Raw genomic sequence first — 23,429 nt, 5'->3', positions numbered from 1 at the left:
CCCTGCGACGCAACGAGAATCCCTCGAACACCTGCTTCGGCTACCCCGCGCGGGAGCGGCCGACACACGTTTTTTCGCCACAGGACCGCCGAGCGTTACCGACGTCGTCGAAACTCTCAGGTCCGGCCGACCCGGCCCTTCTCCCCGGCCGCCCAGCAGGTGCCGCCGACGCAGTCGACGGTGTCGAAGCTGCCGGTGTCCACGACCTTCCAGCTCCGGCCGTCCCGGCTGGTGTCCGTCCCGGACGGACCGACGGCGACCAGCGAGTCGCCCCGGTAGGCGATCCCGGACCGGTACCCGACCGGAGCCGTGGTCCCCGCCTCCCACCCGCGCCCGTCGTTCGTCGCGAACGCCGGCGTCGGGTCGGTCGGCTTGAGGTAGTCGCCGCCGATCGCCACACCCCGCCACGGCGTCTTGAACGCCACCGCGAACACCCCGGCGGCCTCACCGGAGGGCAGCGGGGTGTCCGAGGCCTGCCACGACCGGCCGCCGTCGCGCGACTCCAGCACCCGTGCCTTCGCACCGCCACCGGTCGCGATCCACGCGTGGTTGCCGCTGGTCGTCACGCATTGGCCACTCGCCGCGAACGCGAACTCGCCTTCGAGCGCGTCCGGCATGCCCTTGGTGTCGTTGACGTGCCACGACCGGCCGCCGTCCCACGTCCTGAGCACCTGGAACTTCCCATCGACCGGATCGCTGAGCGCCAGCCCGCGGAACCGGTCGAAGAACGCGACGCAGTCGTAGAACGCCTTCGGATCGGTGTTGCGGAACTCCTCCCGCCAGCTCTTGCCGCCGTCGGCCGTGCGGTAGATCCGCGACGACTCGCCTTCGCCGATCGACAACGCCACGGCGTTGCGCGCGTCGAAGGCCTCGATGTCCCGGAAGTCGAGCGCCTCGGTGCCGGGCGGCGCGACGGACTCCCAGGTGCGGCCGGCGTTCGTGGTGCGCAGGATCGTGCCTTTGGACCCGCTGACCCACGCGACCTGCCCGTTGACCGCCGACAGCCCGCGCAGCCGCGCGTCGGTGCCCGTCGGCTTCAGCTCCCAGTACCCGTCGGCCCGCGCGACTCCCGCCGGGAGCGCCAGGAGAGCGGCGAGCGCCGCCGCGATGATCCTCATGCCGACACTCTGGTGGAGCGGCCGGCGGGTGCCTACCCGCTGATCGTCCGGACCCCGCCTGGGGGCTCGGTCCGGGGCCGCTGGGGTCAGTCCGGGCTCGCTGGGTCGGTCCGGTGGGGTCGTTTCGCATCTGCCGACGCTGACGCGCTGGAGCGGGCCTACACGGCGCGAGGGGCGCGCTCCAGTCCGACCGACGCTCCACGCGCCTGGTCTGCACGCTCCGACCCCCGACACACCACACCGCCGCAGCCACAAGACCGGAGGGGCGCGCTCTGCGCTACGGCCACCACAGGGCGAAGGGCACGTGCCCTGCTGTCAGCCGAACCCACACCCGTGCGACCACTCCAGTCGCCACGTCACGAGGCGCGCGCTCCATCTCAACTGCTGGCGCACGGTCTCAAGTCCCCCACTCCTGCGCCCGACCACGACTACCCGCCCGCACAAAGCACAAGGGGCGCGCTCCACCAGAGCGCGCCCCTCAAAAACAAACCACCTAAAGCGAAGCGATCAACCGCTCCACCCGCTCGTCCACAGCCCGGAACGGGTCCTTGCACAGCACGGTCCGCTGAGCCTGGTCGTTCAGCTTCAGGTGCACCCAGTCCACGGTGAAGTCCCGCCCGGCGGCCTGCGCCGCGGCGATGAAGTCACCGCGCAGCTTGGCGCGGGTGGTCTGCGGCGGCGTGTCCTTGGCGGCCTCGATCTCGCCGTCGTCGGTCACGCGCTCGACCTGGCCCTTGCGCTGCAGCAGGTCGAACACGCCCCGGCCGCGGCGGATGTCGTGGTAGGCGAGGTCGAGCTGGGCGATGCGCGGGTTCGACAGGTCCATGTCGTGCTTGGCCATGTACCGCTCCATCAGGCGGTTCTTGATGGCCCAGTCGATCTCGCGGTCGATCTTGGTGAGGTCCTGGGACTCGACGGCGTCGAGGGTGCGGCCCCAGAGCTCGAGCACGCGGTCGGCCATGGGGTCGGGCGAGCGCTTGGCGCAGTGCTCGACGGCCTTCTCGTAGTACTCGCGCTGGATGTCGAGGGCCGAGGCCTCCTTGCCGCCCGCGAGGCGGACGGTGCGGCGGCCCGTCAGATCGTGGGAGATCTCGCGGATGGCGCGGATCGGGTTGTCCAGCGAGAAGTCGCGGAACTGGACGCCCTGCTCGATCATCTCCAGCACCAGGTTGGCGCTGCCCACCTTGAGCAGCGTCGTCACCTCGGACATGTTCGAGTCGCCGACGATGACGTGCAGGCGCCGGTAGCGCTCGGCGTCGGCGTGCGGCTCGTCGCGGGTGTTGATGATCGGGCGGGAGCGGGTGGTCGCGGACGACACGCCCTCCCAGATGTGCTCGGCGCGCTGCGAGAGGCAGTACACGGCGCCGCGCGGCGTCTGCAGCACCTTGCCCGCGCCGCAGATCAGCTGGCGGGTGACCAGGAACGGCAGCAGCACGTCCGCGATGCGGGAGAACTCGCCGGCCCGTGCGACCAGGTAGTTCTCGTGGCAGCCGTAGGAGTTGCCCGCCGAGTCGGTGTTGTTCTTGAACAGGAAGATGTCGCCGCCGATGCCCTCGTCGGCCAGTCTCCGCTCGGCGTCGACGAGCAGGTCCTCGAGGATCCGCTCCCCCGCCTTGTCGTGGGTGACCAGCTGGGCCAGGTCGTCGCACTCGGCCGTCGCGTACTCGGGGTGGGAGCCGACGTCGAGGTAGAGCCGGGAGCCGTTGCGCAGGAAGACGTTGGAAGAACGCCCCCAGGACACGACCCGGCGGAACAGATACCGCGCGACCTCGTCCGGGGAGAGACGACGCTGCCCGTGGAAGGTGCACGTCACCCCGAACTCTGTCTCAATGCCGAAGATCCGCCGCTGCATACCCCAACAGTAGGCGACTCGTAGGTGGAGCAGGGTGATCCGTTCGGGCGGCACGCCGGTTGCGGTTTAGTGTCGGGGGTGTGTGGAAACGGGTCAGCGCTCTCGACAAGAAGCTCATGGGCTCCTCTGCCGGACTGCCTCCGAGCAGGCTCGACAGGGGTTTGAAGAGGCTTTCCAAAGCCGCGAACCACAGTCTGCTGTGGTTCGTCATCGCGGCAATTCTGGCGATCCGGAAGGGGCCGTACCGGCGGGGTGCGCTGCGGGGTCTCGCGGCGATCGCCGGGGCTTCTGCCAGCGCGAACCTGGTCGGGAAGTCCCTTTTCCCGCGCCGCCGGCCCGCCGCGGACCTGATCGGGATCGACCGCCGTCTGTCCAAACGGCCGACGTCCTCGTCGTTTCCTTCCGGTCACTCCGCGTCAGCGGCCGCTTTCGCGACGGCGGTGGCACTGGAATCGCCCAAGGCGGGCGCCGTCGTGGCGCCGATCGCGGCGGCCGTCGCCTATTCACGCGTTCACACGGGTGTTCATTGGCCGTCGGATGTCGCGGCCGGTGCGGCGGTCGGTGTCGGTGCGGCGTTCCTGACGCGCCGGTGGTGGCCGCTCGGGATGAACGAGCCCGCGTCGGCCTACGAGCACGCCGACCTGACGGCGCTGCAGGAGGGCGACGGGCTGGTCGTCGTGGTGAACCCGAACTCGGGGTTCGGGCCCGACCCGACGCCGCAGATCGCCGAGGAGTGGCCGAAGGCGCGGGTCGTCACGATCGAGGAGCTGGCCGACCTGCCCGACGCGAAGGCGCTGGGCGTGGCGGGCGGCGACGGGACCGTGGCGGCCGTGGCGTCGATCGCGGCCGAACGCGACCTGCCGATGGTGCTCATCCCGTCCGGGACGCTCAACCACTTCGCCCGCGACGTGGGCATCACCGGCCTGCACGACACGGCGCAGGCCGTCGCGGACGGCGTGGGCGTGCGGGTCGACCTGGCGCAGGTCAACGGCCAGTGGTTCGTGAACACGGCGTCGCTGGGCGGCTACCCGGACATGGTGCGGATCCGCGAGAAGCTGGAGAAGCGCTGGGGCAAGTGGCCGGCGGCCGGGATGGCGCTGTTCCGCGTGCTGCAGCGCGCCAAGCCGCTCGACATCACGATCGACGGCGACAAGCACCTGGTGTGGCTGCTGTTCGTGGGCAACGGCCCGTACCGGCCGAAGGGCTTCGCGCCCACGATGCGGCCGCGGCTGGACGACGGCCTGCTCGACGTGCGGTACGTCCGGGCCGACCGCAGGTACTCGCGGACCAGGTTCTTCCTGGGCGCCCTGCTCGGGGCGCTGGAGCACTCGCGGATGTACAAGCACCTCGAGGTGGCGTCGCTGAACGTCGAGGTGCACGGCCCGCCCATCTCGATCGCGACCGACGGCGAGGTGCGGGAACGGGCCACCGTGTTCCGGTTCCGGTCCCGTGCGGCCGCCCTGGGCATCTACCGGCCGTGACGGCTCCCGGCCCGGCCGGTCTCCGGCCGGGCCGGGCCCCGCGGGTCACCGGTACGGGTCGGTGATCTCGCCCAGCTTCTCCAGCGCCTCCCGCAGCTGGCCCATGCGCCGCCTGCCGAGGTGCCGCTCCCACTCGGCCTCGATCCTCGCCAGCTCCGCGTTCGCGACCGGGACGGCCTCCAGGGCCTTGGCGGTGACGCGCACGAGCCGCGCCCTGCCGTCCGCCGGGTCGGGCACCCGTTCCACGTAGCCGGCCTTCTCCAGCTGGTCCACCAGGAACCCCGCCGTCTGCTTCGTCACCTGGGCCGCCTCCGCCAGCGCGGTCAGCCGCGTGCCTCCCGGGTCGACGCGCATCAGCACCCGCTGCTGGGCCTGCGTCAGGTCGAAGCCCGCGGCGTTGACGGCCGCCAGGACGCGGTTCTCCACCTCGCGGTTCGGGATGAAGAGCAACAGGCCGATGTTCACGCACACCCCTTGAACTGGTCAGTCACTCTGATTAAAGTAGTCAGCCTCTCGAACTAAATCAAGAGGAGGCCGACATGGACGACCAGCGGATCTGGCAGACGATCGACGCCGAACGCGCCGCGGCGGCGGACCTGGTCGGCGGCCTCACCGAGGCGCAGTGGGCATGCCCGTCGCTGTGCGCGGGCTGGACGGTGCGCGAGGTCGCCGCCCACCTGACGCTCGGGCCGCGGATGACGGTCGGCGCCACCCTGGGCGCGTTCGCCCGGGCCCGCGGGAGCTTCAACCGCATGGTCGACCGGACGGCGCGGGCCGAGGCGCTCAGACCGACCGGCGAGATCGTCTCGCAGCTGCGCGGCATCGTCGGGTCGCGCAGGCTCGCTCCCGGTCAGTCGCTCAAGAACGCCCTGATGGACGCCATGGTGCACCTGGACGACATGGCGCTGCCGCTCGGCGTCGACCACTCCATGCCGATCGACGCCGCCGTCGTCGCCGCGGACGACCTCTGGCGGATGGGGTTCCCGTTCCACGCGCGGCGCCGGTTCGCCGGGCACCGGCTGGTCGCCACCGACGCCGACTGGTCCGCCGGCGAGGGCGCGGAGATCAGCGGCCCGATCGGGGCCCTGGTGATGGCGCTGGCCGGCCGCACCGCGACGATCCCGCGGCTCACCGGCATCACGGCGTGACCTGGAGGACCACCCTGCGGCACACGTGGACGCGCTCGAACCGCTGGCGCATCTCGGTTTCCCGTTCGGCCCCGACCCGCAGCACCGCGCCGACCGGCTCCAGCCCGTGCTTCGCGCTCAGCACGGTCGCCACCTCCACCGCTGACGCGTGCACGCGCAGGTGCCGTTCCACCTCGACGAACCCGTGGCGCGTGAACCAGGCCGACGCGCCGTCGTCCTGCACCCACGCCTCCAGCGTCCGCACGCCGCACCGTTCCAGCCGCCGCACCGCCTCCGCCAGCAACGCGGACGCGAGCCCGCGCCGCCGGTGGTCAGGGTGCACCACCAAGGCGTCGACGACGGCCTCCGCGCCGGGCACCGACACGTCCAGCAGCCCGATGACCACGTTGTCGCCGGCCGCGACGAGCTCCAGATCAGCTCGCGGCCGGGACGACCGGACGTCGTCGTGGTGGCTCGTGCCCAGCAGGCCGAGCACCCGGCAGCGCAGCCACGACGGCCCGTCGGACGGCTCGTAGTCCCTGATGTCCGCCCGCGGACCGGTCACCTGCGGCGCGCTCGGCCCGCGTGCCGTCCCCAGCAGGCTCAGTCCCCCAGCTCGACCCCGTGCGGCGTCGACCACGTCTTCCCCCACTCGTTCCCCGCAGCCGGACGTCACCGGCCCCTTCCAGGGTTCCTGAAGTCGGAGCCGCCCGCACTCGCGTTCCGCCGTCACCGTTTGCCAGGAACATACTCGGTATGCATACTCGGTAGGCATGTCGGTCAAACACGGTCTGCTCGCGCTGCTGGAGCGCGGGCCCATGTACGGCTACCAGCTGCGGGCGGCGTTCGACTCGGCCACCGGCGGCACGTGGCCGTTGAACATCGGGCAGGTCTACACGACGTTGTCGCGTCTCGAGCGCGACGACCTGGTCGCCGCACTGCCGGAGAACGAGGGTCAGCGGCCGTACGAGATCACCGCGCACGGCCGCGAAGAGCTGACGAAGTGGTTCGCCACGCCCGTGCAGCGCGGCGACCGGCCGCGCGACGAGGTGGCGATCAAGCTCGCCCTCGCGATCACCACGCCGGGGGTCGACGTCGCGAAGGTCGTGACGACCCAGCGCACGTCCGCGATGCGCACGTTGCAGGAGTACACGCGGCTCAAGACCCAGCCCGGCGACCTGCCGTGGCAGCTCGTGCTGGACGCGATGATCTTCCAGGCGGAGGCGGAGCTGCGCTGGCTCGACCACTGCGAGGCGAGCCTGGTGCGCTACGAGCCGCGGGCCGTGCCGGAGACCACCGACGTCGAGGTGCCGCGGTGACGGTCCTCGAACTGCGCGACGTCCGGCGCGTCCACGGCACCGGCGAGACCTCGGTCACCGCCCTGAACGGCGTTTCGCTCGCCGTCGGCCCCGGCGAGCTCGTCGCGGTGATGGGCCCGTCGGGCTCCGGCAAGTCGACGCTGCTGAACCTCTGCGGCGGCCTCGACAGCCCCACCGGCGGCACCGTGCTGGTCGACGGCACGAGCCTGTCGTCGTTGTCCCGCAAGCAGCTCGCGGCCTGGCGGCGCAAGCGGATCGGCTACGTCTTCCAGGACCTCAACCTCATCGCGAGCCTCACCGCCGCCGAGAACGTGGCGCTGCCCCTCGACCTCGACGGCGTCCGCGGAACCCGCCGGCAGGCGGAGCAGGCGCTGGCCGAGGTGGACCTCGACGGCTTCGCCGACCGGTTCCCAGACGAGATGTCCGGCGGTCAGCAGCAACGCGTCGCGATCGCCCGCGCCCTGATCGGCGAGCGCCGCCTCGTGCTCGCCGACGAACCCACCGGCGCCCTCGACTCCCGCACCGGCGAGACGGTCCTGCGCCTGCTCAGGTCCAAGGTGGACGCCGGAGCCGCCGCCGTGCTCGTCACGCACGACGCCCGGCACGCCGCCTGGGCCGACCGGGTCGTCTTCCTGCGCGACGGCGTCGTGGTGGACGTCTCGCAGCGCGACCGGCCGGAAGAACTGCTGAGCACGCCGTGAACAAATGGCGCGCAGCACTGCGCATCGCCTGGCGCGAGGCCCGCCGTTCCCGGCTCCGCTCTGCCCTCGTCGTCGCCCTGGTCGGAGTCCCGGTCGCCGCGCTGTCGTTCGCGGCCGTGGCCTACGACTCGACCACCCTGACCCCGGACGAGGACGCCTCCCGCCACATGGGCGCCACCGAGGCGATGGTCCGGTGGCCCCACAGCGGACCGGTCGTGCAGCAGCCCGACCAGCTCTTCGCCATCCCGACCGGCAAGCAGGAGGGCCCCGCGCCGTCGGAGGAGGGCCTGAAGGCGCTCCTGCCGGGCTCCCGGCTGATCCCCGTGCAGAACGCCGCGGTCAACCTCCGCACCACCGCCGGCGTCGGCAGGGCGAACGTCCGCATGGTCGACCTGAGGGACCCGCTGACCACCGGCATGATCACCGTGCTGGAGGGCCGCACCGCCACGAACGCCACCGAGGTGGCCCTGACGAAGACCGCGCTGGCCCGCACCGGGGCCGGCCTCGGCGGCACGGTCACCACGGAGGACGGCCGCGCCTTCACCGTCGTCGGCGTGGTCGAGGAGCCCGGCTCCCTGGAGAGCACCGCGGTCGTCGCGCTGCCGGACGCGTTCCCCGGCGCCGACCGGATCTGGCTCGTCACCACCCCGCTCGACTGGGCGAAGGTGAAGGAGCTCAACAGGTCCGGCGTCGTGGCGCTGTCCAGGACCGTCCTGCGCACCCCGCCGTCCCCCGCCGAGCGCTACACCCAGCTCGGCGAGCCCGACGAGCTGCGCGCCGAGGTCCTCGTCCTCATCGCGGGCCTGGCCGTCCTGGAGATGGCCCTGCTGGCCGGCTCGGCACTCGCCGTGGGCGCCCGCCGCCGCAAGCGGGACCTGGCCCTCGTCGCCGCGGTGGGCGGTTCCCCGTCCCACGTGCGCCGCATCGTCCTGGCCGACGGCGTGGTCGTCGGCGTCCTGGCCGCGGTCGGTGGCGTGGCACTGGGCACGCTGACCGCCGTGGCGGCCCGCCCGCTGATCGAGTGGTCCCTGGAGGAACGCTTCGGCGCCCAGCGCTTCCACCCCACCGCCCTCGCCACGCTCGCCCTCCTGGCCCTGGTGACGGGCGTCCTGGCCGCGGCCGTCCCGGCCTGGATCTCCGCCCGCCAGGACGTGGTGGCCGCACTGGCGGGCCGCCGCGGCATCACCCGCTCCCGCCGCAGGTGGCTGTTCCTGGGCCTGGCCCTGACCGCCGCGGGGGTGGCGGTGGGCGTCCTGAGCGCCGTCCGGATGGAGATCGTCGGCATCCTCGCGGCCCTGATCCTGACCGAGGTGGGCCTCGTCCTCTGCACTCCCGCACTACTGGGCCTCCTGGCGAAAGCGGGCCGCTGGCTCCCGGTGGCCCTGCGCATCGCACTGCGCGACGCCTCCCGCAACCGCACCGCGGCGGCTCCGGCCATCTCCGCGGTCATGGCGGCGGTCATCGGCGCGGTGGCCGTGAGCGTCCTGCTCACCTCCCAGGCCCAGCAGGAGGCGGGCCAGCTGGCGGGCACGATGGGCGACGTCTCCGTCTACGCGAGGAACGACCTGACCAAGGAGGCCAGGTCCTCCCTCCCACAGTCAGTCGGCACCGCGCTCCGCGCCACCATGCCCACCGCCGAGGTCCACGAGATCAAGCTCCTGGCCTGCGACGGCGCCGCCTGCCTGGCCCACGTCCGCCCACCGGCAGCCCAGGAGTGCCCCTACTCCTTGGACGTCCTCCAACGAGAACCGACCGAGGACGAACAACGCGCGGCCCTCCAGGACTCCCGCTGCGAAGGCGTGGGCCAGGCCCACCGCTACTTCGGCGCCTTCACCACCCCGAGCGGCTTCCTGGCGGTCACGACCCCGGAGGCCGCCCCGACCCTCCTGCACCTGCCACCGTCCGAAGCCGCCCAAGCCCAAGCGGCACTGCGCGAGGGCAAGGTCGTCGTCAACACCCCGAAGTCCGTCGAGGACGGCAAGGTCCTCATCTCCACGAGGATGCAGTCCGGCACGACAGAGGCCCCCGCCCACGCCGTAACCCGATCAACGGCCCCGCTGGCCCTGATGACCGAGCAGACCGCGAAGTCCCTCGGCTACGAGGTCGAGAGCTTCTCCATGTACGCCACCACGACCAGAATGCCCACCACAGCCGAACAGGACGCCCTGACGGCAACCCTGGCCGGCGAGTACGAGGTCCACGTCGACCGCCCGACAGAGACAGCAACCCAACGGGCCCTGGGCATCCTCGGCCTGGTCGCGGGCCTCATCACCCTGGCGGCAGCAGCCCTGGCAACGGGCCTGGCAGCAGCAGACGGCCGCCGAGACCTGACCACCCTCGCCGCAGTGGGCGCCACCCCCACCCTCCGCAAGTTCCTCTCCTTGTCCCAAGCAGGCGTGATCGCAGGCCTGGGCGGCCTCCTGGGCACCACGGCAGGCGTGGCCTCGGCCCTGGCCCTCCTGGCAGCCTTCAACGTCGGCTACGAATCCCACTGGCCCCAACCACCTCTGAACCCGCTGACCATCCCCTGGCCCACAGTCGTCACGTCACTTCTGGTTATCCCAGCAGTGGCAATGCTGGGCGCAGCCCTCTTCACCCGTTCCCGCCTACCGGTGGAACGCCGCGAATAGGCTCCCCCCATGACGACCTTCGCGATCGCGCACGGAGGCGGCGACGTCGGCTGGTCCTGGCACCTGGTAGCGCAAGCACTGGAGGCCCAGGGCCACACCGCCGTCGCCCCCGACCTCCCCATCGAGGACGAGTCGAAGGACCTGACGGACTGGGCCACCACCCTCGTACAAGCCCTACCGTCCACAGAGGACGTAGTGGTGGTGGGCCACTCCTTCGGCGGCTTCACAGCCCCACTGGCAGCAGACCGCCTGAAGGCAAGAGCTCTGGTCTACGTGTCGGCAATGGTCCCCGAACCAGGCGAGCCCCCGGCAGACTGGTGGGCCAACACGGGCTACGAGGACTCGGGCCTGCCCGACCAGTTCTGGCACGACGTCCCACCGCACCTGGCAGCAGAAGGCGAAAAACGAGGCCGAGGCATGGCAGAAGCCCCACTGACCAAGCCCTGGCCACTCAAGGCAATGCCAGACGTGCCAACACACTTCATCCTGTGCACAGAGGACCGCTTCTTCACACCGAACTTCATGCGACGCGTACTGGCAGACCGCCTGCCACAAGTGAAGCCAGTAGAACTGGCAGCAGGCCACTGCGCATCCCTGAGCAAGCCACAAGAACTAGCAAACCTGCTAACCAAATACGCACACTAAGCGCGAAGCCGAAGGCAAGCACACCCCCGGTCTTGGCTTTTGAGCGAAGCTCCAGCGGTGGGTGCCCCGTCACGAGTCGCGCCACAGCTCTTGCTGCACGTGAGGGGTGAGGTCAAGTCGACACGCTTTTCGTCGACTTGACCTCACCCCTCAGATGTGGCCAGCTCCTGGTGCGACTCGTGACGGGAACCCACCGCAACGCTAGCACCCACGCAACCGCCGGCCGCCCAACGCAACAGGCGTGCCATCAACCCGCCAACGGCGCGGTACCCCCGATCAGATTGCCGGGGGTCTGGGGGCAGCGCCCCCAGGGGGAAGCACGCAACCGCAAGGTCGCCGCAAGCAAGGCGACCACCCGCCCGGCCGCGTCACGCCCCAAGCAAGGCAACCACCCGCCAACCAACTACCACAACAAAAAACGAGGCGGAAGGGAAACCCCTTCCGCCCCGCCCAAAACCCAAACCCAAAACCCAACCCTCAGTGAGCCTCACCCAGGTAAGCGTCCCGAACCCGCTGATCCGCCAGAAGCGAATGCCCAGGCCCGTCCAAAGTGGTCTTACCGAGGTCGATCACATACCCGTGGTCCGACAAAGCCAACGCCGCCAGAGCGTTCTGCTCCACCAGCAGGATCGTCGTCCCGAGTGACTGCAGCTCCCGGATGGTGTCGAAGATCCGCTGCGTCATGATCGGCGAGAGACCCATGGAGGGCTCGTCGAGCATGAGCAGGCGGGGCTTGGACATCATCGCGCGACCGATGGCCAGCATCTGCTGCTCACCACCGGAGAAGAGCCCGGCCTTGTTGTGCCGCCGCTCCCCCAGCACGGGGAAGAGGTCGTACACGCGCTGCATGTCGGCCTGCACCCCGTCGTCCTTGCGGACGTACGCGCCGAGCTGGAGGTTCTCCTCCACGGTCATCCGCGGGAAGAGCCGCCGGCCCTCGGGCGAGTGCGAGATGCCCATGCCGAGGATGGCGTGCGCGGGCTCGTTGTGGATCGGCTTGCCCTGGAACAGGATGTCGCCGGCCGCCGGCCGCAGCAGACCGGAGATGGTCCGCAGGGTCGTGGTCTTGCCCGCACCGTTCGAGCCGATCAACGACACGATCTGGCCGGCCTCGACCGTGAACGAGATGTCACGGACGGCCTCGATCGCGCCGTAGGCGACCGAGAGGTTGCGGACTTCGAGCAGCGGGCTCATGCCTGCTCTCCCTTCGCGGCCTCGACGTCGGACTGGACTTCCTCCGGGGGCTTGCCGAGGTAGGCCTCGACCACCCGCGGGTCCGCCCGCACGACCTCGGGGCTGCCCTCGACGAGCAGCTCGCCCTGCACGAGCACGGAGACCGAGTCGCACAGGCCGAAGATGAACTTGATGTCGTGCTCGATGACGACGACGGACACACCCGTCTCGCGGATGCGGAAGATCAGCTGCTGCGTCGCTTCCGTCTCCTGCGGGTTCATGCCCGCGGTGGGCTCGTCCAGCAGCAGCACCGCCGGGTCCGTCGCCAACGCGCGCGCGATCTCGAGACGGCGCTGGTCGCCGTACGGGAGGTTGCGCGAGAGCTCGTCGTCGACGCCGTTGAGGCCGACGAACGCGAGCAGCTCCCGCGACCGCTCGCGCGCCGCCTTCTCACCGCGGTGGTAGGCGGGGCCGTGGAACAGCGAGGCCAGCGGGCCCTGCTTCATCCGGACGTGCCGGCCGACCATCACGTTCTCCAGCACGCTCATGCTGGGGAACAGGCGGATGTTCTGGAACGTGCGGGCCACGCCCGCGTCCGTCACCTTCGCCGGGTCGCCGGGCAGGACGTTACCCTTGAGCAGCACCTGCCCCGTGGTCGGCGTGTACAGACCCGTCAGGCAGTTGAAGAACGTGGTCTTCCCCGCACCGTTCGGGCCGATCAAGCCGACGATCTTGCCTTCGTCGAGCGTCAGCGTGACGCCCTTCAACGCTTTGAGGCCACCGAAGACCATCGAGACGTCACGCGCCTCCAGAACCGGCGTGCTCATGCCTTCTTCGCCTCCACGTGCGCCTCTTCGGCGTTCTCGTCGGCGCGCTCGACCATCTCAGCGCGCCTGTGCGCATCGGGGATCAGGCCGACCGGCCGGAACCGCATGATCAGGATCAGCGCGAGGCCGAAGATCATCAGACGGTAGTCCTCGAAGTCGCGCAGCTTCTCGGGCAGCACGAACAGCAGCGCGGCACCGAGGACGGCACCGGGGATCGACCCCATGCCGCCGAGGATGACCGCCGCGAGCAGCGTGACCGACTCGAGGAACTTGAACGACTCGTACGACACCGTGCCGTTCTTGTGCGCGAACACCGCACCCGCGAGACCCGCGAGCATGGCACCGATGAGGAACGCGAGGATCTTCATCTTGCCGGTGCGGATGCCCATCGCGCGGGCGGCGTCCTCGTCCTCGCGGATCGCGATCCAGGCACGGCCGATGCGGCTGAACTTGAGGTTCGCGAACACCGCCATCGTCGCCGCGACCAGCAGCACGATCAGGACGTAGTAGAGGACACCGGCGGGCAGCTTCACCGCGCCGAGCGTGATCGACCTGTTGAACTCGTTGCCGAACAGCGACAGCGGCGGGATGCCCGGGATGGCGTTGGAGCCGTTGGTGATGCCGCCGATGTCGTTCTGCGCGGAGCGGGTGAAGATCTCACCGAACGCCAGCGTCACGATCGCGAGGTAGTCACCGCGGACCCGCAGCGTCGGCGAACCGACGACGGCACCGAAGATGCCCGCCACGATCGCGGCGATGACCGCGGCGACCGGGAACGGCAGCGTGATGCCGAAGTGCGCCGTCGCGGCACCGGAGAAGTTCGCCGCCACGAGGGCGCCGATGCCCATGAACGCCACGTACCCGAGGTCGAGCAGACCCGCGAGGCCGACGACGATGTTCAGGCCGATCGCGGTGGCGGCGTAGATGCCGATGTTCGCCGCGACCGTCATCCAGTACTCGTTGCCCGCGTCGGTGAACGGCAGCAGCAGCGCGCACGCCGCCAGCACGATCACGCTGAACACGCGGTGCTGCTCGGACAGGGCCGAGACCCAGCGGACGAACCCGACGCCGCTCAGCGCGCCGAGCAGACCGCCGGCGAAACCGAGGAACGACAGGAAGATCGCGCCCGCGTACGGGTTCGAGCTGCCGACGCCACCGGTGGTCAGCATCGCGGCCACGGCGAGGAGCACCGCGGCGAACGAGACGAGCAGCACCAGGTAGGCGACCGGGGTCGCGACCTTGAACTTCCACTCGCCCACCGGCTCGATGCCGATGCCGTAGCCCGCGAGGATCGTCAGCACACCGGCGACGATGCCCACGACGCCGCCGAACGCCGTCGCACCGTCCAGGGCCGTGATGGCACCGAGGCCACCGCCCTTGACCGTGATGTACGCCGCGTTGATGAACGACACGGCGGTGAGGCCCCAGCCGAGCGCCCGGACGACCCGGCCGCGCGAGGGGATCGGCGCGAAGGTCGCGACGAGGACGAGCACACCGAGCAGCAGGACGTGCCAGCGGAACCCGGTGACGGCGAACGGGGCGTCGAAGAACTGCAGCGTCGACTTGTCCGGCCAGTTGCCGTCGTTGAGGGCGAACGTGACCCACGGCAGCAACGCGGCGACGATGCCGAGGAGGCCACCGGCGATCGCGAAGGGCTTGCCGAACGGCGCGAGCGCGGAACGCTTCTCCGCGGGGACGGCGGCAGTCGTGTCAACCGTGCTCATGCGCGCACCCTTTCCGGCTCGCCGAACAGACCCTGCGGGCGGAAGACGAGCACGAGGATCAGCACGACGAAGATCCACACGTAGTCGTACTGGGTTCCACCCGGCATGTACTGGCCGGCCAGGGTCTTGATCAGACCGATGATGAACGCGCCGATGACCGCGCCGCGGATGCTGCCGACACCGCCCAGGACGGCCGCCGTGAAGGCGAAGATGCCGTTCTGGAAGCCCATGTCGATGTTGATGTTGCTGAGGTAGCCGCCGAACATGACGCCCGCGACGCCCGCGAGCACGGCGCCGAAGATGAACGTCAGCACGATCACGCGGTCGGGGTTGACGCCCATCAGCTTCGCGGTGTCGGGGTCCTGCGCGGTGGCGCGCATCGCCCGGCCCATCCGAGACTTGTTGATGTAGGTCTGCAGGACGATCGACAGACCGACCGACAGGACCACGAGCAGCACGCCGGTCCACGGCACGTTGACCGGGCCGAGCGACAGGTTGCCGTCCGGGAAGACCTTCGGGTACGGCAGGTTGGACGTGGCGTTGGGGTACCAGACGCGCACGGCTTCCTGCAGGAACACGGACACGCCGAGCGCCGTGATCAGCGGGGCCAGCCGGGGCGCGTTGCGCAGCGGCCGGTAGGCGAACCGTTCCATGACCAGGGCGACGACGACCGCCACCAGGATGCCGCCGACGAACATGAGCGGCAGGGCCACGGCAGGCGTCTTCTGGAGGTCTCCCGGAAGAAGCGTGAACGTGGCGAGGCCTCCGTACGAGGCCACCATGAAAACCTCGCCGTGGGCGAAGTTGATCAGCTGGATGATGCCGTACACCATCGTGTACCCGAGGGCGATCAGGGCGATCAACGCGCCCTGCACGACCCCGTTGGCCAGCTGTTGGAGCAGGACTGACACGACTACCTCCGTAGACGGCGGGGGCGAGCAAACAACGCCCGCCCCCGCCGTGGCTTCAATCAGTGACTAGGTAGTCGATCAGCCGGTGAACTCGCCGGTCTGAACGTCCTTCCACTTGCCCGAGGTCACCGAGTAGACCGTCAGCACCTTGTTCGTGCTGTCGCCGTACTGGTCGAACTTGACCTCACCGGTGGCGCCGGAGCCGCTGTAGGCACCGACGTTCGTCAGCATCGCGTCGCGCTTCGACTCGTCCCAGGCACCGCCGTCGACGGTCTTGGCGAGGCCGCCGATGATGGCGTTCGCGGCGTCGTAGGAGAACGCACCGTAGGCGGCGTAGTCCTCCTTGCCGAACTTCGCCTTGTAGGCCTCGACGAAGGCCTTGGCCGTGGCCAGGGACTCGGTCGGGGCGCCGACGGAGGTGGCGAGGTCGCCCTCCTTGCCGCCGAGCTCGATGAACTTGCCGTCGTAGATGCCGTCGCCGCCCATCAGCGGGACGTTGAGACCGGCGGACGCCATCTGCTTGGACAGCGGGCCGGCGACCGGGTACTCACCGCCGTAGTAGACGGCCTCCGGCGCGAGCGCCTTGATCTTGGAGATGACACCGGAGAAGTCGGTGTCCTTCTCGCCGACCTTCTCGGAGCCGACGATCTGGCCACCCTTCTTGGTGACCTGCTTCGACAGCTCGGCGGCGAGGCCCTCGCCGTAGGTCTTGCCGTCGGTGATGATGGCGATCTTCTTCTTGCCGGCCTTCTCGACGAGGTAGTTCGCCGCGTACGGGCCCTGCAGGTCGTCAGTGGTGCAGACCCGGAAGTAGTTGTCGAACTGGCGCTTCGGGGCCGTCAGGAAGTCGTTGCCCCTGGTGAGCGACGGGTTCGTGTTGGCGGGCGACACCTGGGGGATCTTCTTGTCCCGCAGGATCGGCTGCACGGTCTGGGCGACCGACGAGTTCAGCGTGCCGACGACACCCACGACGTTCGGGTCGGTCGACAGCTTCGTGGCGGCCTGAGCACCCTTGGCGGGGTTGGCCTCGTCGTCCTGGGCGGACACGGTCAGCTTGTAGCCCTTGACCGTGCACTTCTTGTTCGCCTCGTCCACCGCGAGCTCGGCGGACTGCTTGATGCCCAGGCCCAGAGCGGACAGGTTGCCAGACAGCGGAGCGACAACACCGACGGTCAGAGTGCCCTTCGACGTGTCGCAGCTGCCCCCGTTGTTGCCGCCGGCTTCATCCTTGTTCGAGCCACAGGCTGCAAGAACAAGCAGCGCCGCGCCGACCATCGCTGCGGACTTCACAGAGTGCTTACGCACGTGATGTCCCTCCTCTATCCCTGCTCCCGGCAACGCGAGATCTCCGCGCGCCGCTCCATCACCCTCTCCTGAGGGATGGCCGGAACCTAGGCGATGACTGTGACCGCAGTCATCAAAGCCAATGGGCTCGTGACCATAACGCAACTCGGCGTTATGTTTTGTTTAAGGAATGTCACATACCGTAACCTCAGTTCACTCTTTGGACGGCTGTCATAACGTGGACGTATGACTCCGCGTCGTCGGCTGGTTGCACTCGTGTGCGCCGCCGCCGTGCTCGTCACGGCGGTCCTGGTGCTGCGACAGACCGACGACACCCCACAAAAGGCCAGTTCAGAGGTCGTACGACTGACACGGTACGCGGCCGATGCGATCACTTTGCCGTCTCAACCGGTTGCACCCGAACCACCGTCCTCCGTCTGGAGCAACGCCGGAAGGGTCCAGTGGACGCCCGTGACCGGCGCGGCCGGCTACGAGGTCGACGGCAGGCTCGTCGCCACGCCTGAGATCGCCGGGACCGGCCGGCCCGAGGTCAGGACGGTCGACGCCTTCGGACAGCGTTCTTCACCCGTTCGTGCGGTCGAGCGCCCCGGTGACGACTCGTGGCGACGGGCGTTCGCCGGCGGCCTGGACGAGTTCGGCGACGCGTTCCTGGAACGCCGGTACCACCTGAGCGCGCGACGGGGGTGCGTGAACCCGCACACGCGCTCCGGGGGCGGGCTCGTGCTCGACATGCCGTGCGGCGACGACACGGCGGTGCTGCGCGCACGGGCGCTCCTGCGGCTGGGCGAGACGGACGAGCTGGGCAGGGTGGCGGTCGTGACGGACGCCGCCGGGCCGGGCGGTGAGCTCGTGGTCGACCTCGTCCCCGGAACGCCCGACCGCACCGGACCCGTGCCTCCCGCGGAGGCGGTGCGGGTGGTGGTGGACGACTCCACGGCGCCCGGCACGCGCGGGGCGGGCGTCCAGCACCGGTTCGAGGTGGTGCTGACCCGCACCGGTGTGCGCGTGCTGCAGGACGGCGCGCAGATCGCCACGTCCGCCGTCGTGCCGTCGTGGCGCGAGGCGAGCGTGGTGGTCGGTGTGACCCCGCCGCCCGGTTATCCGTCGCGGGTCGGGATCGACGCGATCGGCATCTCCGGGCCGTCGCGACCGGTCGACGACGTCACCGAGACGCAGATCGTGGCAGGGACGTTGCGCGTGCTGAACCTCGACGAGGGGGCACCCGGCATCGGCACAGCGCGCGCACCGCTGCGTGGAGTCCCGTCGGCGCGACTGCGTGCGACGGTGCGCATCGGCGACGGTGGAGACCTGAACGGCCTGGTCGCGCAGCTCGGCGCGGCCCGCGTGCCGTTGCGGCCGGTGGTCAGCGGGTGGTCGACGGCCGCGGCGGGAGAGCTGACCGTCGTCGGCGACGTCCCGGCCGACCTCCTCGCGCAGACCGGACCGGACGCGCTGACGCCGTTCGTCCTGCGGATGCCCGGCGCGTCGCAGGCGCAGGTGCTGGAGAGCTACTTCGAGGTGCCGGGGCGCTCGCCCGTGCGGACGGGGGACGCGCCGCCCGAGCCGGCGCCCGTTTTGCCCGTCCTGACCGCTGAGTTGATCCGTGTGACCCCGAACGACGCGACGCTGGCGATCACCCTGGACGCCTCCCACGCGCGCTCAGTGGCGCCTGTGGCGGGCTTTGAGGTGTACGTGGACAGCGGGCACGTCGCGACGCTGCCGATGCCGGGCGGGGTCGGCGGGCACCACGAGCTCGGGATCTCGCTCAAGGGCAGCCACGACGTCGAAGTCCGCCTGCGCCCCGAGGATCCGGGGCGGCAGACGGACTCCGTGTGGCTGGAGCTCAGCCGAAGTTCTCGATGACGGCCTCCGCGACGGCCTTCATCGTCGTGCGGCGGTCCATGGCGGTGCGCTGCACCCACCGGAACGCCTCCGGCTCGCTCAGACCCTGCTTGGTCATGAGCACGCCCTTGGCCCGTTCCACGACCTTGCGCGTCTCGAGGCGCTCGGTCAGCCCCGCGACCTCCTGCTCCAGTGCCGCCAGCTCGGTGAACCGGCTGATCGCCAGCTCGATCGCGGGCACGAGGTCCCGCTTGGCGAACGGCTTGACCAGGTAGGCCATCGCACCGGCGTCGCGGGCGCGCTCGACCAGCTCGCGCTGGCTGAACGCGGTGAGGATCACGACCGGCGCGATCCGGTTGCCCGCGATGTGCTGCGCCGCCTCGATCCCGTCGACCTTCGGCATCTTGACGTCCAGGATGACGAGGTCGGGGTTGAGCTCGGACGCGAGCTTGATGGCCTCTTCACCATCTGCGGCCTCACCCGCCACGTCGTAGCCCTCCTCGCGGAGCATCTCCACCAGGTCGAGGCGGATCAGCGCCTCGTCCTCGGCGACGAGCACGCGGGGGGCCTTGCGCGTGGATTCGGACTGGGCCTCGGCAGCCTGCTGGGTCACCGGGGTCCTCCTGACGATCGTTCCTGCGGGCGAAAGGGCAGTCTAGCGGCGGGCAGGCCCCTGATCAGGCTCAGCGGCCGTGACGGCAGACACGAACTCCGCGGGCCACGGGTAGGTCCGCAGGCCCTCCTCGACGTCCTGGCCGGGCGTGTCGAGGCGGCGGAGGCCGACCCGCACGGGCGTGCCGAAGTCCGGGTGCCCGAGCCGGTCGCGGATCTCTTCTTCGGCGGGGCCGCCCGCCCACTCGACGAACCACGCCCCGTCCAGGGGGAGTGCTCGCACCCAGCTCGCGTCATGCCACAGGTGTACCCGCCGCAGGAGAGCGCTCCCAGTGGCCGCTTCGTTAATTTCTTCGTCGTTCCCGCCGCCGTCGACGTACTCGACGCCGCGGAACTCGTGCATCCAGCGCACGTACCGCATGCCGAGGTCCCACGCCTTCTCGTCGACCCCGGCGAGCACGATCGCGGCGTCGCCGGTGGTCAGTTCCGCCGAGCGGCGGTGCTGCTGGTGCCGCAGGCCGGCGACGCCCGTGCCGAAGCCGCCCTCGGTGCGGGGCAGCAGCTCGAACAGCAGCGGGCCGAGAGCCCGCTCGTGCAGGTGCAGCCGGAGGGTCTCCCCCGGTTCCGCGGTCCGCACCACGTGGGTGGGCCGGACGATGCTCGCGGGCGGCATCAGCTGGAGCACGCTCGCCGCGGTGCAGGCCGCGACCAGCACCTTGGCCTCGAGCTGCCGCTGCGCCTCGGTGGCGGCGCCGGGCAGCAGGTCACCGGCGCGCACGGCCGGGACCGCCTGGGACAGGTTCTCGCCGGTGTAGGCGCGCCGCAGGTCGGCGAGCCGGTCGGTGGTGGACAGACGTGCCATGACAGCAGTCCTCGTTTCCGCCGCCCGGCTCGGCACGACAAGGACGCAGGTGCACGCGTCTACGTGGTCGGTTCGCTTGGGTGAGCAGGAGTTGCTGAACACCGCGGCGGAGAGTGCCGCCCTCTGCCGGGGAGCGGCTCCAGCCTCACGTCTGCTCGGACGCCATCATCCACGGTACCGGACCGGCGCATCCCGGTTTCCTCGCTCGGCGCAGCCGAGCTGACGCTCAGCCACAGACCTGCTGCGCGTCCGTTGTCCCGGCGGAAAGCAGCCCTTAGCGTCAGCCGCATGCCCAACGGTGCCGAGACCTTGCTGGACGTGCTGGCCGCGCACGACGTCGAGGTCGTCTTCGGCCTGCCCGGCGTCCACAACCTCGCCGTCTGGGAGGCACTGCGCACGCAGCCCGGCATCCGCATGATCGGCGTGCGCCACGAGCAGACGGCGGTCTACGCGGCCGACGGCTACGCGCGCACCACCGGCAAGCTCGGCGTGGCGGTCGTGACGACGGGTCCCGGCGCGGCGAACACGCTCGGCGCCACCGGTGAGGCGTGGGCATCGGGCAGTCCGGTGCTCGTGATCGCCACGGACATCCCGTCGACGCTCCGAAGGCCCGGCGTGCATCGAGGCGTGCTGCACGAGACGCGGGACCAGAAGGCGATGTTCGGACCGGTCACCAAGGCGTCGTTCGACGTGCCTTCAGCGCAGGAGTTGGGCGCGTACGCCGACAAAGCCGTGCAGCAGGCCCTGCGGAGTCCGCACGGACCCGTTTATCTCGGTGTGCCAACGGATTTCCTCTCCGCCGAGGCCCCGCGGCGCGTCGTCGAGAAAACCGAGGAGACGCGACCCGTTCCCGACCTCGCCGCCGCCAAGGCGTTGATCGCCCAGGCGAGCAGACCGCTGATCTGGGCCGGCGGTGGCGCCGCGCGCTCGGGAGCCGGTCCCGCCATCGCTGAGCTGGCGACCAGGTTGCAGGCACCGATCGTCACCACCTACGGCGCGCGTGGACTCACGGACAGCCGTTACGTCGTAAGGGGCCCGGTGCACGCGCCGCCCGTCGGCGAGCTGTGGGACGAGGCCGACCTCGTGATCGCGATCGGCACGGACCTCGACGGCATGATGACCCAGAACTGGTTGCAGCCCAGGCCACCCGCGTTGCTGGCCATCAACATCAGCGAGGCCGAGGCGACCAAGAACTACCCGGCCGACTTGACGGTCGAAGGCGATGCCGCCGCGGTCACCGCGGCACTCGCCGTCGTGGTGGGCGGGAAGGAAGCGGTCGTCGACGTCGACGCGGTCAACGCCGAGGTGCGCGCGTTCGCGGAGGCGGACTCCCCCGAAGCCGTGACGTTGCTGAACGCGCTCAGGGACACCGACGCCACGATCGTCGCCGACATGTGCATCCCCGGCTACTGGATCGGCGGCTTCCACCACGTCACCAGGGAACGCGGCCTCGCCTACCCGGTCGGCTGGGGCACGCTCGGCTTCGGCTTCCCCGCGGCGATCGGCGCGGCCGTCGAACGCGCGACGATCGCGGTGGTCGGCGACGGCGGTTTCCTGTTCGCGTGCGGGGACCTCGCGACGCTGCGGCAGGAGAACCTGCCGCTGACGATCGTCCTCGTCGACGACGGCGGCTACGGGATGCTGCGCTACGACCAGCGCGTCGCCGGGCACGAGATCACCGGCGTGGACCTGACCCGGCCGGACTTCGCGAAGCTCGCGGAGAGCTTCGGCGTCCCGGCGGTGACGCTGCAGGGCTTCGACGGGCTCGCGGACGCCCTGGCGGGCACCTCCGGTCCCGCGATGATCGTGGTCGAGGCCGCCCTCGACCCGCCGGTCAACACCTCGCCCCGCTGGTACCGCAAGAGCGCCACCTGATCAGGCAGCCGCTCGACACCGCCCGGCCCCGAGGCGTGGGGCTGCGCCGCTGCTGCCGAGTGCTGGCACACTCCCCCGGTGACCCGAACCTGGCCCGCGAAACGCGCCGACGACGAAGGCGTGCTCGCCTGGGAGTTCCTGGACTTCCTGCGCGAGACCGCCGTGCTGAAGGTCGAGGGCCTGACCCGCGACCAGGCCGCGGCGGCGCCCATCACCACCTCGCCTCGGCTGACGGCGCTGGGCGTGCTCAAGCACCTCGTCGCGGTGGAGCGCTACTGGCTCGGCATCGCGGGCGCCGGCCTGGAGCTGCCGTCGCTGTGGAAGGGCGACCCGGACCCGTCGTGGGACCTCGACGAGGGCGACACCCCGGAGTCGGTGATCCGGGCCTACCGCGAGGAATGGGCCAACGCCGAGGCGTTGCGGCAGCACGGGCCCGACGACACGGCCGCCGACGGCGAGCGCACCGTGCGCTGGATCTTGGCGCACGTCGCTCAGGAGACGGCCCGGCACGTGGGCCACCTGGACCTGCTCCGCGAACTCGCGGACGGCCGGACCGGCGAGTAGCGGCTCAGTCCTCGCCGGGCCACAGCGGCGTGAGCGGCACGACCACAGCAACCACTCGCGCAGGGCGGGGTGCGCCAGTGCGGCGGCGGCCTGCTCCACCACCTGCTGGTGGTCGTGCTGCAGGCACCACAGCAGAGCATCGGACGCGCTCGCGACCCGGACACCCGACCGGGCCAGCCTGCGGACCGCGGCCGACGACCGGAGGCAGCGCGGCCGGATCGGCGGTGTCGCCCAGCGCCGTCACCGCGATCTGCCGCCGGGTCGCCAGCCCATCATGGCCGACTCGTGTGGTCACCCACCGCGTTTTCACACACTTCCCGGAGAGCGTTTACCGCGTCGCGCAGCAACGGGTTCGTATTCGCACTGCGGTGAACCACGAGCACGTGCCGACGCACAGGCTTCTGGCGCAACGGCATCGCGTGCGTGCCCGGCAACGCCTTGTACCCCAGCGCGGGCACCAGAGCCACGCCGACGCCCGCCGCGACCAGTGACTGCACGACCTCGTAGTCGTTGCTCCGGAAAGCGATTCGGGGCGCGAACCCGGACGCGCACAACCGCGTGAGACAGGTGGCGCCCGCGGTGCCGTCACGCGACGCGATCCAGCGTTCGTCCTCGAGGTCCTCGAGCCTGACGCTGTTCTTCGCCGCCGGGTGCTCGGCCGGCACCATGACGAGGAGCGCCTCGTCCAGCAACGGCACCACGGTCAGCTCCTCCGGCCATGTCCGCGGCACGAGGTCGTAGGCATAGACCAGCGCCAGGTCGAGCGCACCGGTCAGCACGAGCGGCAGCACGTCGTCCGGCTCGGCCTCGTCCAGCCGGATCTCGGCGTCCGGCAGGTCCGCCTGGAGCCGCGCCAGCGCC

General features: G+C 70.6%; 21 protein-coding genes. 9 read left to right on the top strand and 12 right to left on the bottom strand.

Annotated elements, in window-relative coordinates:
* Positions 1-116: 116 nt before the first annotated feature.
* A complete protein-coding gene (locus tag VF330_RS00385; protein ID WP_330849418.1) occupies positions 117-1,118 on the bottom strand; it encodes an oxidoreductase in 1,002 nt (333 codons plus the stop codon).
* A 493-nt stretch (positions 1,119-1,611) separates the two neighbouring features.
* Positions 1,612-2,970 carry a Pup--protein ligase gene (pafA, locus tag VF330_RS00380; protein WP_330849417.1) on the bottom strand — a complete coding sequence of 453 codons (1,359 nt, stop codon included), beginning with the start codon at positions 2,968-2,970 and terminating at the stop codon, positions 1,612-1,614.
* An 80-nt stretch (positions 2,971-3,050) separates the two neighbouring features.
* Here pafA and VF330_RS00375 point away from each other — a divergent pair, with 80 nt between their 5' ends.
* On the top strand, positions 3,051-4,451 hold the full coding sequence (locus VF330_RS00375; protein ID WP_330849416.1) for a bifunctional phosphatase PAP2/diacylglycerol kinase family protein: 1,401 nt from the start codon (positions 3,051-3,053) through the stop codon (positions 4,449-4,451).
* A 45-nt stretch (positions 4,452-4,496) separates the two neighbouring features.
* Here VF330_RS00375 and VF330_RS00370 read toward each other — a convergent pair whose 3' ends face one another.
* Positions 4,497-4,916, bottom strand: coding sequence for a MarR family winged helix-turn-helix transcriptional regulator (locus VF330_RS00370; RefSeq protein ID WP_330849415.1), 420 nt, complete (start codon positions 4,914-4,916; stop codon positions 4,497-4,499).
* A 74-nt stretch (positions 4,917-4,990) separates the two neighbouring features.
* Here VF330_RS00370 and VF330_RS00365 point away from each other — a divergent pair, with 74 nt between their 5' ends.
* Positions 4,991-5,599: a maleylpyruvate isomerase family mycothiol-dependent enzyme gene (locus tag VF330_RS00365; protein ID WP_330849414.1), complete on the top strand. Its 609-nt coding sequence runs from the start codon at positions 4,991-4,993 to the stop codon at positions 5,597-5,599.
* On the opposite strand, the gene VF330_RS00360 is transcribed toward VF330_RS00365, so the two are convergent.
* Complete coding sequence (locus tag VF330_RS00360) at positions 5,589-6,230, bottom strand: N-acetyltransferase (RefSeq protein WP_330849413.1); 642 nt, start codon at positions 6,228-6,230, stop codon at positions 5,589-5,591. The two genes, VF330_RS00365 and VF330_RS00360, sit on opposite strands and share 11 nt — an antisense overlap.
* Positions 6,231-6,351: 121 nt before the next feature.
* On the opposite strand from VF330_RS00360, the gene VF330_RS00355 reads away from it, so the two are divergent.
* Genes VF330_RS00355 through VF330_RS00340 form a run of 4 tightly spaced genes read left to right on the top strand, consistent with a single transcriptional unit; the run spans position 6,352 to position 10,873 of the window.
* Positions 6,352-6,897: a PadR family transcriptional regulator gene (locus VF330_RS00355; RefSeq protein ID WP_330849412.1), complete on the top strand. Its 546-nt coding sequence runs from the start codon at positions 6,352-6,354 to the stop codon at positions 6,895-6,897.
* Positions 6,894-7,598 carry an ABC transporter ATP-binding protein gene (locus tag VF330_RS00350; protein WP_330849411.1) on the top strand — a complete coding sequence of 235 codons (705 nt, stop codon included), beginning with the start codon at positions 6,894-6,896 and terminating at the stop codon, positions 7,596-7,598. The genes VF330_RS00355 and VF330_RS00350 overlap by 4 nt, the downstream gene beginning before the upstream one ends.
* A complete protein-coding gene (locus VF330_RS00345) occupies positions 7,595-10,228 on the top strand; it encodes an FtsX-like permease family protein (RefSeq protein WP_330849410.1) in 2,634 nt (877 codons plus the stop codon). Before VF330_RS00350 ends, VF330_RS00345 begins: the two co-directional genes overlap by 4 nt.
* Positions 10,229-10,237: 9 nt before the next feature.
* On the top strand, positions 10,238-10,873 hold the full coding sequence (locus tag VF330_RS00340; protein WP_330849409.1) for an alpha/beta hydrolase: 636 nt from the start codon (positions 10,238-10,240) through the stop codon (positions 10,871-10,873).
* 477 nt (positions 10,874-11,350) lie between these two features.
* Here VF330_RS00340 and VF330_RS00335 read toward each other — a convergent pair whose 3' ends face one another.
* The 5 genes from VF330_RS00335 to VF330_RS00315 all read right to left on the bottom strand — a co-directional run bounded on the left by VF330_RS00335 (position 11,351) and on the right by VF330_RS00315 (position 16,813).
* Positions 11,351-12,067 (bottom strand): ABC transporter ATP-binding protein, encoded by a 717-nt coding sequence (locus VF330_RS00335; RefSeq protein ID WP_330849408.1) that lies wholly within the window; start codon positions 12,065-12,067, stop codon positions 11,351-11,353.
* Positions 12,064-12,873, bottom strand: coding sequence for an ABC transporter ATP-binding protein (locus tag VF330_RS00330; RefSeq protein ID WP_330849407.1), 810 nt, complete (start codon positions 12,871-12,873; stop codon positions 12,064-12,066). Before VF330_RS00330 ends, VF330_RS00335 begins: the two co-directional genes overlap by 4 nt.
* Positions 12,870-14,597, bottom strand: coding sequence for a branched-chain amino acid ABC transporter permease (locus VF330_RS00325; RefSeq protein ID WP_330849406.1), 1,728 nt, complete (start codon positions 14,595-14,597; stop codon positions 12,870-12,872). Before VF330_RS00325 ends, VF330_RS00330 begins: the two co-directional genes overlap by 4 nt.
* Positions 14,594-15,508 (bottom strand): branched-chain amino acid ABC transporter permease, encoded by a 915-nt coding sequence (locus VF330_RS00320; protein ID WP_330849405.1) that lies wholly within the window; start codon positions 15,506-15,508, stop codon positions 14,594-14,596. Before VF330_RS00320 ends, VF330_RS00325 begins: the two co-directional genes overlap by 4 nt.
* A 78-nt stretch (positions 15,509-15,586) precedes the next feature.
* The gene (locus VF330_RS00315) at positions 15,587-16,813 is read right to left on the bottom strand and encodes a branched-chain amino acid ABC transporter substrate-binding protein (protein ID WP_330849404.1); all 1,227 of its coding nucleotides are present in this window, start codon (positions 16,811-16,813) and stop codon (positions 15,587-15,589) included.
* Positions 16,814-17,263: 450 nt separating this feature from the next.
* On the opposite strand from VF330_RS00315, the gene VF330_RS00310 reads away from it, so the two are divergent.
* A complete protein-coding gene (locus tag VF330_RS00310) occupies positions 17,264-18,676 on the top strand; it encodes a hypothetical protein (RefSeq protein WP_330849403.1) in 1,413 nt (470 codons plus the stop codon).
* Here the strand turns inward: VF330_RS00310 and VF330_RS00305 are convergent.
* Both VF330_RS00305 and VF330_RS00300 read right to left on the bottom strand, forming a co-directional pair.
* A complete protein-coding gene (locus tag VF330_RS00305; protein ID WP_330849402.1) occupies positions 18,657-19,268 on the bottom strand; it encodes an ANTAR domain-containing response regulator in 612 nt (203 codons plus the stop codon). The two genes, VF330_RS00310 and VF330_RS00305, sit on opposite strands and share 20 nt — an antisense overlap.
* Positions 19,269-19,310: 42 nt before the next feature.
* On the bottom strand, positions 19,311-20,129 hold the full coding sequence (locus VF330_RS00300) for a hypothetical protein (RefSeq protein WP_330849401.1): 819 nt from the start codon (positions 20,127-20,129) through the stop codon (positions 19,311-19,313).
* A gap of 288 nt (positions 20,130-20,417) precedes the next feature.
* Between VF330_RS00300 and VF330_RS00295 the strand changes: the two genes are divergently transcribed.
* Both VF330_RS00295 and VF330_RS00290 read left to right on the top strand, forming a co-directional pair.
* The gene (locus VF330_RS00295) at positions 20,418-22,004 is read left to right on the top strand and encodes a thiamine pyrophosphate-binding protein (RefSeq protein WP_330849400.1); all 1,587 of its coding nucleotides are present in this window, start codon (positions 20,418-20,420) and stop codon (positions 22,002-22,004) included.
* A 78-nt stretch (positions 22,005-22,082) separates the two neighbouring features.
* Positions 22,083-22,568 carry a DUF664 domain-containing protein gene (locus tag VF330_RS00290; protein WP_330849399.1) on the top strand — a complete coding sequence of 162 codons (486 nt, stop codon included), beginning with the start codon at positions 22,083-22,085 and terminating at the stop codon, positions 22,566-22,568.
* Between the two features lie 272 nt (positions 22,569-22,840).
* Here VF330_RS00290 and VF330_RS00285 read toward each other — a convergent pair.
* On the bottom strand, positions 22,841-23,429 hold a 589-nt coding region (locus VF330_RS00285), incomplete at its 5' end, for a LysR substrate-binding domain-containing protein (protein WP_330849398.1).

The sequence above is a fragment of the Lentzea sp. genome (assembly GCF_036380075.1).
GTDB lineage: Bacteria > Actinomycetota > Actinomycetes > Mycobacteriales > Pseudonocardiaceae > Lentzea.
This window is presented reverse-complemented; position numbering and strand designations above follow the sequence as displayed.

Coding starts and splice junctions, on each gene's coding strand:
- VF330_RS00385 (WP_330849418.1), bottom strand. CDS start 1,118: ATGAGGATCATCGCGGCGGCGCTCGCCGCTCTCCTGGCGCTCCCGGCG.
- pafA (WP_330849417.1), bottom strand. CDS start 2,970: ATGCAGCGGCGGATCTTCGGCATTGAGACAGAGTTCGGGGTGACGTGC.
- VF330_RS00365 (WP_330849414.1), top strand. CDS start 4,991: ATGGACGACCAGCGGATCTGGCAGACGATCGACGCCGAACGCGCCGCG.
- VF330_RS00355 (WP_330849412.1), top strand. CDS start 6,352: ATGTCGGTCAAACACGGTCTGCTCGCGCTGCTGGAGCGCGGGCCCATG.
- VF330_RS00340 (WP_330849409.1), top strand. CDS start 10,238: ATGACGACCTTCGCGATCGCGCACGGAGGCGGCGACGTCGGCTGGTCC.
- VF330_RS00335 (WP_330849408.1), bottom strand. CDS start 12,067: ATGAGCCCGCTGCTCGAAGTCCGCAACCTCTCGGTCGCCTACGGCGCG.
- VF330_RS00330 (WP_330849407.1), bottom strand. CDS start 12,873: ATGAGCACGCCGGTTCTGGAGGCGCGTGACGTCTCGATGGTCTTCGGT.
- VF330_RS00325 (WP_330849406.1), bottom strand. CDS start 14,597: ATGAGCACGGTTGACACGACTGCCGCCGTCCCCGCGGAGAAGCGTTCC.
- VF330_RS00300 (WP_330849401.1), bottom strand. CDS start 20,129: ATGGCACGTCTGTCCACCACCGACCGGCTCGCCGACCTGCGGCGCGCC.
- VF330_RS00295 (WP_330849400.1), top strand. CDS start 20,418: ATGCCCAACGGTGCCGAGACCTTGCTGGACGTGCTGGCCGCGCACGAC.